General features: G+C 34.5%; 13 protein-coding genes. All 13 read left to right on the forward strand.

Annotated features, from left to right (window positions below):
* Positions 1–12: 12 nt before the first annotated feature.
* Positions 13–330: an ATP synthase F0 subunit C gene (atpE, locus tag N3C60_05550; GenBank protein ID MCX8084370.1), complete on the forward strand. Its 318-nt coding sequence runs from the start codon at positions 13–15 to the stop codon at positions 328–330.
* A gap of 59 nt (positions 331–389) precedes the next feature.
* Positions 390–1,901 (forward strand): NapC/NirT family cytochrome c, encoded by a 1,512-nt coding sequence (locus tag N3C60_05555; protein MCX8084371.1) that lies wholly within the window; start codon positions 390–392, stop codon positions 1,899–1,901.
* Between the two features lie 105 nt (positions 1,902–2,006).
* Complete coding sequence (locus N3C60_05560) at positions 2,007–2,624, forward strand: rhomboid family intramembrane serine protease (GenBank protein ID MCX8084372.1); 618 nt, start codon at positions 2,007–2,009, stop codon at positions 2,622–2,624.
* Positions 2,602–2,835 (forward strand): HypC/HybG/HupF family hydrogenase formation chaperone, encoded by a 234-nt coding sequence (locus N3C60_05565; protein ID MCX8084373.1) that lies wholly within the window; start codon positions 2,602–2,604, stop codon positions 2,833–2,835. The genes N3C60_05560 and N3C60_05565 overlap by 23 nt, the downstream gene beginning before the upstream one ends.
* Positions 2,813–3,901, forward strand: coding sequence for a hydrogenase formation protein HypD (gene hypD, locus N3C60_05570; GenBank protein MCX8084374.1), 1,089 nt, complete (start codon positions 2,813–2,815; stop codon positions 3,899–3,901). The genes N3C60_05565 and hypD overlap by 23 nt, the downstream gene beginning before the upstream one ends.
* Positions 3,894–4,877 carry a hydrogenase expression/formation protein HypE gene (gene hypE, locus N3C60_05575; GenBank protein MCX8084375.1) on the forward strand — a complete coding sequence of 328 codons (984 nt, stop codon included), beginning with the start codon at positions 3,894–3,896 and terminating at the stop codon, positions 4,875–4,877. The genes hypD and hypE overlap by 8 nt, the downstream gene beginning before the upstream one ends.
* 49 nt (positions 4,878–4,926) lie before the next feature.
* On the forward strand, positions 4,927–5,100 hold the full coding sequence (locus tag N3C60_05580; GenBank protein MCX8084376.1) for a hypothetical protein: 174 nt from the start codon (positions 4,927–4,929) through the stop codon (positions 5,098–5,100).
* A 41-nt stretch (positions 5,101–5,141) separates the two neighbouring features.
* Positions 5,142–5,483, forward strand: a complete 342-nt coding sequence (gene hisI / locus N3C60_05585; protein ID MCX8084377.1) for a phosphoribosyl-AMP cyclohydrolase — start codon at positions 5,142–5,144, stop codon at positions 5,481–5,483.
* Between the two features lie 19 nt (positions 5,484–5,502).
* The gene (locus N3C60_05590) at positions 5,503–6,546 is read left to right on the forward strand and encodes a pilus assembly protein PilM (protein ID MCX8084378.1); all 1,044 of its coding nucleotides are present in this window, start codon (positions 5,503–5,505) and stop codon (positions 6,544–6,546) included.
* Positions 6,543–7,088, forward strand: a complete 546-nt coding sequence (locus N3C60_05595; protein MCX8084379.1) for a PilN domain-containing protein — start codon at positions 6,543–6,545, stop codon at positions 7,086–7,088. The genes N3C60_05590 and N3C60_05595 overlap by 4 nt, the downstream gene beginning before the upstream one ends.
* Position 7,089: 1 nt before the next feature.
* Entirely contained in the window at positions 7,090–7,707 is a 618-nt protein-coding gene (locus N3C60_05600; GenBank protein ID MCX8084380.1) for a type 4a pilus biogenesis protein PilO, read from the forward strand.
* Positions 7,704–8,225 (forward strand): pilus assembly protein PilP, encoded by a 522-nt coding sequence (locus N3C60_05605; protein MCX8084381.1) that lies wholly within the window; start codon positions 7,704–7,706, stop codon positions 8,223–8,225. The genes N3C60_05600 and N3C60_05605 overlap by 4 nt, the downstream gene beginning before the upstream one ends.
* The coding region (locus N3C60_05610; GenBank protein MCX8084382.1) for a hypothetical protein at positions 8,222–9,906 on the forward strand (1,685 nt) is incomplete at its 3' end. The genes N3C60_05605 and N3C60_05610, both read left to right, overlap by 4 nt.

The raw sequence follows: 9,906 nt of genomic DNA on the forward strand, positions 1-9,906 counted from the left end.
GGAGGAAATGTTATGTCAAGATTTGCAAAAGTATTTGGTTTGGTAGCATTATTAGTTGCGGCATTTTCAGTGTCTGCTTTTGCTGCTGAGGGTGGTGCAGCAGGTAAGTCATGGGCTGTTTATCTTGCTGCAGGTCTTGGTATGGGTATTGCAGCTTTTGGTACCGGTCTTGGGCAGGGGAAAGCTGTAGCAAGTGCAGTGGAAGGGATTTCCAGGAACCCAGGGGCGTCTGGTAAGATTATGACCCCTATGATCATTGGTTTGGCAATGATCGAGTCCCTTGCAATCTATGCTCTTGTTGTAAGTTTGATACTTCTATTTGTTGTATAATTTTTGTTAGATTTTAAATGCGGCAGTTAGGCTGCCGCATTTTTATGTTGGAGGATCCTATGTGGGAAAAAATAAAGAGGTTTATGAAGAATGACCCAGTTGTATTTGTTATCATTTTGATCGTTGTTTTTGTTGCATTTGTTTTTACTCAAGTGGAGGTTTTGCACTATACGTCTAAGTCAGAATTTTGTGGCAAATGTCATCCTGAGGAAAAAGTTGGGCCTTTGGGGGAATATTACACATGGTCTAAAAATGTGCATTCCCAGGCAAAGGTTGAATGTATAGATTGTCATGGTGAACCAGGTTTGGTGGGGTATATGAAAGCCAAAGTTGGTGGTTTGGTTGATCTTTATGGCGAGATTTTCAAGTCGAGAGAGCATAAGCTTGAAATATTAACAAAAGGGGCTACAGATCCTAAGTATGCAGCAAAGCTTGTTCCAAATACTACATGTTTGCACTGTCATTCTGATGAAATTAATGCTAAAAATAGAAAAGATAGATTAATGTCTATCGGTATAAATTTTAGGCTAATAGATAATGTGGTTAACCCAAAGTTTAGGGAAAGTTTTGGGAAAGTAGATGTTTTAAAAGATAAGATTATATCAGGTGTTGATCCAAAACATAAAACGCATTTGGAAAGAGGGCTTAATTGTGTAGATTGCCATTTAGGTGTTGCCCATGGAGGGAATAAACATAATCTGCCAAAAATGGAGACCTGCTTTAAATGTCATGATAGTATGAGATCAACAGGTAAACATGTGAAGTCACCAGCAAATGAAGATTGTGCTGCTTGTCATACTATGCAGGTTTCTATACAGCAGGGTAATTTGATTAAAGGTGTTGATGAAGTAAAATGGTATATGGCTAGCTTAGGATGCTCCGATTGTCACCAGTCTGCTACAGATAAACCAAAGCCTGAGTCTTGTGTAGGCTGTCATAACGCGGATTATGCACAGATAATGATCGATACTCAAAAGGACTACAGACAGAAATTAAGTGAAATAATTAAGAAAAGAGACGAATTGGCCAAGTCTAGATTTGAAATGATGGAAGGTCAGGTGGGAGTATATAATCAATTTAACCTTATAGTGAGGATCTTGGAAAAGGATGGTTCTGTAGGAGTTCATAATCCTGATTATTTCAATAACCTGTTCGACTATGCAAATCAATTGTATGAAAAGGTTAAAAACTATAAAGATGAACCTAAGCAAGCTAAACAAGCTGTAACGCAGTCTAAAACGAATGCTGGAGATTCAAAACCAGAAACTACAGCAAAAGTTCTTAAAGCAAATAACCCAAAAGAGTTCATGGATATGGCTCCAGATACCATTGATCTTGCTGCAAAGTATTCAATAAAGGCTACTAAAAAAGCAGTGGTATTTTCCCATAAGAAACATGCAGAGATGTTTGACTGTGCGAAATGTCACGATAAGCCTGAAGAAGGGACATTAAAGGTCAAGATTACAAAATTAGAAGGTACCAACAACAGCTTCCATAATGAACTTTGTTTCCCATGCCATAAAGAAAACAAAGTTAAAAATGGAACTAGTTGTACAACGTGCCATAAATAATAAGAGGGGATTTAATCCCCTCTATTTTTAAATATGTTTCCCCTTTATGATACTATAAAATCGCGTAGTTATCCTTTTGTTACATATATCCTAATTGTTGTTAATGTGATAGTTTTTATCTATGAGCTCAGTTATCCAGACTATGGACTGATATTTAGGGAGTACGGTATTATACCCATAAAGCTTTTTTATCCTTCAGATGTGGTGCCATTATATGAAAAGATTATCCCTTTCTTCACATCTATGTTTTTGCATGGTGGATTTATGCATCTATTTGGTAATATGTATTATCTTTACATCTTTGGTGATAATGTAGAGGATAGGTTGGGACATTTTAAGTATCTACTGTTTTATCTTTTTTTTGGGTTAATGGCAGCACTGCTTCAAATACTCATAGATCCTTACTCAGAAATACCGATGGTGGGGGCAAGTGGTGCAATTTCTGGGGTAATGGGCTTTTATATGATAAGTTTCCCGTATTCCAGAATTAAGACTCTTGTTGTTCTTATTTTTTTTATTACAATAGTTGAAATACCCGCTTTCTTTTTTCTTATATTTTGGTTTTATATGCAATTTATATATGGTACCGCAGCTTCGCTGATGGAAGCTCAAGGAGGGGTTGCTTGGTGGGCTCATATCGGTGGTTTTGTAGCAGGTGTTATTGTTGCGATAATATACAGGAAAAGGGGGTATGATTATTATGTGTTTAGGGTTCCCTGGTAAAATCTTAGAGATGGATGATTATACAGCTATTGTTGATATAGCTGGTATAAAGAGGGAGGTAAGTTTGGCAATGCTTCCAGAAGAGGTAACCATTGGAGATTATGTGATGGTTCATGTGGGTTTTGCTATTGCAAAGATGGATCCAAAGGAAGCAGAAGAGACCTTAAAAACCCTTCTGGAGTTGGCTGATGGATCTGATGAAAGGGTTTAGGGATAAACAAGGGGTGCTTAACCTTTTAAACAAAATCAAAAAAGAGGCATCCCATCAAAGGGTGTATAATATAATGGAGATATGCGGAACTCATACTGTGTCTATTTCAAAATGGGGCATTAGAGGGTTATTACCTTCGAATATAAAACTTATTTCAGGGCCTGGATGTCCGGTGTGTGTTACATCTCAAGGTGAAATTGATCTGATCTTTGACCTATTGGAAAATAATAATGTTACGTTAGCTGTGTACGGTGATTTAATGAAGGTTCCTGGTAGTGATGGTAGGAATTTGATTTCGTTAAGAAGTTCTGGTAAAAAAATAATAGTTTTAAATTCAGTATTAGAGCTGTTAAATTATAAACACACTGATCAAATAGTCTTTGTAAGTATTGGTTTTGAGACAACAACCCCTCAAACAGCTTTTTTAATAGAGCAGTTAGCACATAGAAAAATAAACAATGTAACTGTACTTCTTTTCAATAAAACATTGCCTAATGTTTTAGGTGTAATTTTGGAAGATCCTAAATTAACAATAGATGGATTTCTCTGCCCAGGTCATGTAAGTACCATAACCGGCGAAGAGCTTTATGAACCTATTGTTAGAAAAAATAAGGCAGCGGTTATAGCAGGGTTTGAGCCGATTGACATCTTAAATGGTATTTATGAAATAATAAAACAGGTTAATACTGGAAGCTTTTCGATTGTAAATAGTTATAAGAGGGTGGTTAGAGGAGTTAGAAATGATAAAGCTATTTCAATGTTGTATAAGGTTTTTGAAGTAACGGATGCGGTTTGGAGAGGAATTGGAATAATTGAAAAATCTGGGCTTAAAATTAGAAAAGAGTTTGAGCAGTTTGATGCCTTTAAGAGATATGCACTGATAGCAAAGGGTTACATGGAGAGAGAAGGGTGTAGATGCGGAGATGTGTTAAAGGGGTATATAAAACCCTTTGAATGTTCCCTATATGGCAATGTATGTACCACTGAATCTCCATATGGACCATGTATGGTTTCTAGTGAAGGTACATGTGCTGCATATTACACTTATGGAGAGCAAAATGGATGATTATGTTACACTTGCAGTAGGTGGTGGTGGTCGAAGTTTTCAGAGCTTTTTAAAGGTATTTATTAAAAAGAATTTAAGCAATGAGATACTGGATAGTTATGGCGATGCATCGTACTTAAATTTAAACGGTGATATAGCAATTAGCACTGATTCCTATGTCATTGAGCCAGAGTTTTTTAATGGGGGAGATATAGGTAAGTTGTCTATTTTTGGAACTTGCAATGATTTGACTGTAAGTGGTGCTATTCCTGAGTATATTACTCTGTCTTTGATTATTTCAGAGGGCTATAGTTATAAGAAATTGGATGAGATCTTTTTATCGATTAAAGCTGCATCATGTCAGGCAAGAGTTAAGGTTGTCTGTGGGGATACGAAAGTTATTCCTAGCGAAGGGAAACAGTTTATTTTTATAAATACTACAGGAATTGGTAGAGTTATAAAAAAATTAAACGATTATAATAATATAAAAATTGGTGATAAGGTAATCTTTTCATCAGATCTTGCGAGGCATGGTATATCTATCATGATGAGTCGTGAAGGGATTGAGCATGATCTGATGAGCGATTGTTGCTTGTTGTATAGTATTTTTGAAAGGCTTGATTATACAAAGATCTCTTTTGCAAGAGATGCTACAAGAGGTGGTGTAGCAGCAGTGTTAAACGAAATTGCTTTGATGAGTGGATTGGGTATTGAGATTTTTGAAGAGAACATGATCATTGATGATAGGGTTAGGTACTACTGTGAGTTTTTTGGTTACGATCCATTGCATATTGCCAATGAGGGTCTTTCTGTAATATTGGTTCGGGAAGACTATGCCATGGAAGCACTGGAAATAATAAAAAATATTGATATAGGGAAAAATGCCAGTATTGTTGGAGAAGTAGTTGGAAAGAATAAAGTAATATTAAATACTTCTATAGGTGGCCGAAGGTATGTTGAGATGCCGCTTGGTGAAATTTTACCTCGTATTTGTTAGTGTCTTTTTAATCTATTCATGCTTAGGGAAACGTGATGGACGATTGTCATTGGTAGAACATAAGTGTGGGACATGTCATAGTGTAGAGGTTGCTATTGGTAAAAAAAGAGACAAGGAAGACTGGAAAAAGGTAATCCATGGGATGAAAATAAGAGGCCTGAAAATAACGGAAAAAGAAGAGCAAGCTATTTTGTCTTACTTAATAGAATATCATGGTGAATAAAAAATTGTTGCATTTATATAAAATAATGTTAAAATGTTGTTATGAAAAAGATTGATTACATTGAGAGTTTGGCTTGGGAAAAGATGAATGGACTACTACCTGTAATAACCCAGGATATCGATACCAAAGAGGTTCTAATGCAGGCTTTTATTAATCATGAAGCTTTAAAACTTAGTATAGAAACAGGTATAGCTCATTATTATTCCAGGAGCAAAGATCGTATCTGGAAAAAGGGTGAAACATCTGGGAATATACAAAAAATTTTAAAAATTTTAGTTGATTGTGATGGTGATTGTTTATTATACTTAGTTAAGCAGTTAGGGGTGGCATGCCATACTGGTAAGTACACTTGTTTTTATAGAACAATTTTTGAGGATAAGTAAATAAAATTTTGGAGCTGGTATGTTTGGTAGATCTAATAAGCTTGTTGGGCTGGATATCGGTTCTGATGCTATAAAGGTTGTGGAACTTGAAGAGACAAAAACGGGATATGCTGTAAAGAACATAGGATACAAAGGTTTACCTAGAGATGTAATTACAGAGGGCTCTATAGTAGTAGATATTGCAGAGATAGTTAATTCTATAAATGAGGTTATTGCGGAAAGGAGAATCTCTACGAATAAGGCAGCAATAGGTCTAAAGGGGAATCAAGTTATTGCAAAAAGGGTACATGTCCCTGGTTTGGATACTTCACTGTTGGAGGAGGAGTTTCGTTATCAAGCTCAGCAGTTTATTCAGATGGATATTGAAGATGTGAATATCGATTATTATATAGTTGAAAACAATACTGATAGTACTTTAAGTGAGGTAATTCTTGCTGTTGCAAGAAAGGATGTTATTTCAAATATTGTGTCCACTGTTTCATCTTCTAAGATGAAAGTAGCTGTAGTTGATCTTGAGGTGTTCGCTCTTACCAATGCTTTTGAAGTAACATATGGTGTTGTCCCTGAAACAAGTGCAATAGTAAATTTAGGTCATTCAACTTCTCTTGTTGTTTTTGTTAGAGATGGGTATTATGAGTTTTCCAGAGAGATTTCTGTGGGTGGTAAAGACTGTATTGAAATCATCCAGAAGAAGTTAGGATTGACTTATGATGATGCAAGGAATATGATGTTTGATATTGAGGCTATTGAATTCAATGAGGATCTTCAAAGGGCTATTAGTGAATTTAATACCCAGATTAGCTATGAAATAAAGCATTCCATAGATCTATTTTATACCAATAAGAGGATGAATACTTCAAAGGTATATATATGTGGAGGGCTTGTTAAGCTGTTTGATACCAAAGATTCTATAGAAAGAACAACTGATGTAGAAGTCAAGGAGTTTAACCCATTTTTAAGTATTGATGTTAGTAACGTTAGTGATTACGACCTGGTGGTAAATAATCCATATTTATTCAATATATCGTTAGGGTTGGCCCTAAGAAAGGTGAATGATAGATGATCCGGGTAAATCTATTAGGAACAAAAAAGAAAAAAAAGCTTGATCCAATATATATCGAGATATTTGTATTTTTCCTGTTAGTTGTAGGGTTAGTCCTTTATATTTTTACAATTCATACCGGTATCCTGAACGAAAAACAGAGGATTAAAGATGAAATCGTAATATTACAGACAGAGCTTAATAAACTTCAAAAGATAAAGAAAGAGATTGATGCTTTTGAGAAAAAGAAGAATGAGCTTCAGAAGAAGATCGATATTGTTAAAAATCTTAAAAAAGGGCAAAAAGGTTATGCCCCTTTATTTATCAACATTGAAAGATCACTACCAGATGATGTTTGGCTTGGGAATATAAATTTTAATGGTACGACGATAACTTTGAATGTAACTTCACTGAGAAGTTCCTCTGTCAATCAGTTTATTATGAACCTTTACAAAACAAAGATGTTTTCAAACATAGAACTAAAAGTTGTGAAAAAAGGGAATGTTGATAAAGTGGATATAAATGAGTTTAATGTTGTTGCTAATGTAAATTTGGGTGGATGATATGGCTAATTTAATTAAAACTATCTCAGGTATAAAAAAGCTGTATCGTTTTATTGCTTACTTTTTAGTGATTATTTTTATTGGAGCATTGTATTATTTTATGTTATATTCTCCTTTAAAAGATGAGCTAGAAAAAATTAAAGCCGATCATGAAAGACTTTTGAATGATATAAATAAGATAAAACCGAAAGTGCAGAACTATGAACAGTTTAAAAAAGAGGTTGAAATACTTGATAGACAGTTCTCAATGCTGCTTGAGATTTTGCCCAATGAAAAGAGTTACAATTTAATCTACGATCAGTTGGTAGATCTTGCTGAAAAAAATAGTCTAAAGGTCGTATTATTCCAACCTACTAACGAAACTTCTATCGATGATTTTCACTCTAAAGTAAATTTTAATATGAATGTTGAGGGTGGGTATCTTGAGTTTGTTAATTTTCTTCATCATGTTAGCTTTATCAATAGGGTTATTAACTTAAACAACTTTACTATTACACAAAGGAAAGAATCGGATGGAAGAATGGTAATCAGTGTTGGGATGTCGATGAATTCGTATATGTTTAAACAGGGTCAGGGAGATCAAAAGGTGCAAGATAACAAAACTGGAGAGAAAAAATGAGATACTTTGTTGTCTTAGCAGCTACATTTTTGGTTTTAGCATGTACAGAGGAACCACCAAAACAGCAAATAAATCCAGTAATAAATAAAAAAATGGAGCCAGCTAAAGTTAATGTTGATGAGTTATTAAAACAGGAAGAAGAACTTAAGGCACTTTTCAGGCAGAAATCTGAGCCTTTAAACTATAGACCTAAAAAAGATCCATTTCGTTCTGTTGTAGAGGTGTATAAAGAGACCCTTGCTAATCAATTTAGTGAAAATCCATTAAGAAATGCTTCCCTTGATCAGATAAAATTGGTGGGAGTTTTGAATAGCAAAGTGGGAAGTGTTGGTGTTGTTGAGATATCAGGGCAGACTTTTTATGTTAAAGTTGGTGACAAAATAGGTTTCAATGATGGGATTATAGTTGATATTAACGATAAAAATTTAAGAATTAGACAAATGGAAAAAGATATATTTGGCAATATGAGGGCGGTAATAAAAGATATTGCCATTACAGAATCAGGAGGTAAGCAATGAAAAGAATAGTTTTATATATATTGTTGTTATTTATAATATCCTATGGATGTTCTGCGAAAAAAAGTGTTGTTTTAGATGAGACAAAGGTCTTAGGAGGAAAGGTTGTTGTAAATAAAGTCGAAATGAAAAAAGATGTCAATAAATATACATTTCTTATAAAAGCTAATGGGCTAAGGGATGTAAATGTTTACTATGGTAAAAACCCTTTTGCTTTAACTGTAGTAATGCCAAACTCATCATTGGATACTGAAACGATGAAGTTTGTTTATTCTGATGAGCTTGTGGAAAGGGTGAGCTTACTGCCAAAACAGGATCAAAGTATTATCTATGTACAATTAAAAGATGACGTGGATTATTCTTATGATATAACCCCAGATGGTTTAAGGTTGAGTTTTAAGGTGGATAAGGCTGTGGTTCAAAATGTTCTGAAGAGTAGTAACTGGCTCGAAACTGTAGATATACTTAATATAAAAACTTCGACGTTTGTTTCAGATTTTGAAAATCTCTCTTCCAATAATGAATTGTTGGTGAGTATAGGTTCTGATGGGGTTGCAAAAATAGATTATGGTTACATAGATGCTAATAGTTTTTATATTGATTTTTTTGATGTTAAACTTGTTGGAGATAAGGTTGTATACTCTGGTTTAGGAATAGTTAAAGATGTAAAGGTGGTAACATCTTTATTCCCTCAAAAAGTTAGATTCATTTTAAATCTTGAAAAAAATGTGAATGTAGGACTTGGATTCTTAAATGGCAAATATATTATATCATCAAATCCAGAAAAACTTAAAGGTACTAGTTTATACATCAATAAAATTGAGTCCAGAACTGTCGGTAAAATTCAAGGAATTAATATATCTTCCACTGGGAAATTAAAGTATGATAAAAAGATTATAGATGGTAATTTGGTGTTGATTTTTGAGGATAACGTCAGGTTTGCAAGGGATGTGTCACCTGTTATGTATTTTGATGGTTCACCCATTAAATATGTTAAAGTGGGGAAAGTCCAAGGAAAGCCGGCAGTTGTTTTTGTTCCTGATGGTGATATTTTCTCGAAGGTGGAAGATGAAAAGGGAAGTATTGTTGTATACAGTAGTAAAGATAAGTTTGCAAAACCTGCTGAGGTGGATCAAAAACAGGTGCCTAAAGGAAAGATAGAACCATCAGATTTAGTTTCATTAAGCATAAAGGATATGGATATAAAAGAAGCGATAAAACTCATATATTATGGTAGAGGTAAGAATATTATCTTTGGTAAAGAGGTACAGGGTAAAACTACAATTTTTGTAAAGGATGTGCACTATAAAACTGCTTTGGCAGCTATATACAGGGAAAACAACTTAGTTGAGATTGAAGAAGATAATGTCATATGGGTCATAAGCAAACAGAGACAAGATGAGATGATGGCAGAAAAAGCTAAGTTACAAAAAATAGTGGAAGAAGAAAAAAAGACAGAGCCCCTGTTTACAGAAATCATCCCTGTCAATTATTATAAAGCTTCAGATTTTGATGCTGTTGTAAAAGGGGTATTGTCACCAAGGGGGAAGGTGCAGGTGGAGGGTAAATCCAACAGTTTTGTAGTGACAGATACAAAAGATGCTATAGCTAAAGTAAAAAGTGTTCTCAAAGAAGTAGATAAACCAACTCCTCAAGTGACAATAGAGGCGAGGATAGTGGAGGT

It is taken from the genome of Calditerrivibrio sp., assembly GCA_026415135.1.
Taxonomy (GTDB): domain Bacteria; phylum Chrysiogenota; class Deferribacteres; order Deferribacterales; family Calditerrivibrionaceae; genus Calditerrivibrio.

Bases quoted from the DNA above. Each gene is read 5' to 3' on its own strand.
- N3C60_05595 (MCX8084379.1), top strand. From the start codon at position 6,543: ATGATCCGGGTAAATCTATTAGGAACAAAAAAGAAAAAAAAGCTTGAT.
- hypE (MCX8084375.1), top strand. From the start codon at position 3,894: ATGGATGATTATGTTACACTTGCAGTAGGTGGTGGTGGTCGAAGTTTT.
- N3C60_05600 (MCX8084380.1), top strand. From the start codon at position 7,090: ATGGCTAATTTAATTAAAACTATCTCAGGTATAAAAAAGCTGTATCGT.
- hypD (MCX8084374.1), top strand. From the start codon at position 2,813: ATGGATCTGATGAAAGGGTTTAGGGATAAACAAGGGGTGCTTAACCTT.
- hisI (MCX8084377.1), top strand. From the start codon at position 5,142: ATGAAAAAGATTGATTACATTGAGAGTTTGGCTTGGGAAAAGATGAAT.
- atpE (MCX8084370.1), top strand. From the start codon at position 13: ATGTCAAGATTTGCAAAAGTATTTGGTTTGGTAGCATTATTAGTTGCG.
- N3C60_05590 (MCX8084378.1), top strand. From the start codon at position 5,503: ATGTTTGGTAGATCTAATAAGCTTGTTGGGCTGGATATCGGTTCTGAT.
- N3C60_05605 (MCX8084381.1), top strand. From the start codon at position 7,704: ATGAGATACTTTGTTGTCTTAGCAGCTACATTTTTGGTTTTAGCATGT.
- N3C60_05565 (MCX8084373.1), top strand. From the start codon at position 2,602: ATGTGTTTAGGGTTCCCTGGTAAAATCTTAGAGATGGATGATTATACA.
- N3C60_05555 (MCX8084371.1), top strand. From the start codon at position 390: ATGTGGGAAAAAATAAAGAGGTTTATGAAGAATGACCCAGTTGTATTT.